Raw genomic sequence first — 978 nt, forward strand, 5'->3', positions numbered from 1 at the left:
CCGCCAGCACCGCGCCGGCCATCGCGCCGGCCCGGCCCTGGCGCGTGGTGCGCGGGTCGCCGAGCGCGGCGAAGGCGATGAAGACCAGTGCCAGCGGATAGAGCCAGGCCGAGAGCCGGTCGTGCAGCTCGGCCCGGAAGCGGCCCTTCTGCAGCTTGAAATAGCCCTCGCTCTTGTCGGGGAAGAGCAGCTGCGCGGTCGAGCGCTCGCGCGGCTTGTACACCGTGTCGGCGTCCGGCGGCGCGAAGGCCGCGAGGTCGATCGTGTAGCGCTCGAAGGTCAGGATCGAGGAATCCCGGCTGTCCTTCTGCTGCTGGTGCACGCTGCCGTTCTGCAGGGCGAGGTAGCTGCCGCCGTCCACGTCGATCGCGTTGCCGCGCTCGGCGAGGTAGACCTTGGTCTTGCCGGCCTCGCGCCGGTCCTGGATGAACAGCCCGAGCAGGGCGCCGCCGGGGCCGCGCTCGCGGAAGTGGAAGGTGATGCCGTTGTCGAGCTGGGTGAACTGCCCTTCCTTGACGACGTTGGCGATGAAGTCGCCGCGCACGCGGGTGATCACGTCGCGCAGCTCCTGGAAGCTCGCCGGCATCACGACGATGGTGATGAAGCCCACGAGCGCGCTCACTGCGAAGGCCAGCGTCAGGAACGGCCGCAGGATCGCCCGAGGCTTCATCCCGGCCGCCGACATCACGATCAGCTCGGAATCGCCGTTGAGGCGGTTCAGCGCGTAGACGACGGCGATGAACAACGCGACCGGCGCGATCACCACCACCAGCGTCGGCAGCGACAAGCCGGTGATGAACAGGAAGACCAGCACGGTCTGGCCCTTGGCCGTGATCAGGTCGAGCTCGCGCAGCGCCTGCGTCACCCAGATCGTGCCGACGAGGCCGACCAGGCAGGCGAGGAACGCCGCGAGCGCGATGCGGAAGATGTAGCGCGCGATCTGCGTCATCGAATCATCCCCGCCGCCCTCATCACAGC

1 protein-coding gene is annotated in these 978 nt (G+C 68.8%); it reads right to left on the reverse strand.

What is annotated here, in order from left to right:
* Nucleotides 1-949 (reverse strand): LPS export ABC transporter permease LptF (gene lptF / locus FV222_RS27295; RefSeq protein ID WP_147816264.1); only part of this gene is annotated, 949 nt, incomplete at its 3' end.
* Nucleotides 950-978: the final 29 nt, after the last annotated feature.

This window comes from Methylobacterium sp. WL103 (genome assembly GCF_008039885.1).
GTDB lineage: Bacteria > Pseudomonadota > Alphaproteobacteria > Rhizobiales > Beijerinckiaceae > Methylobacterium > Methylobacterium cerastii.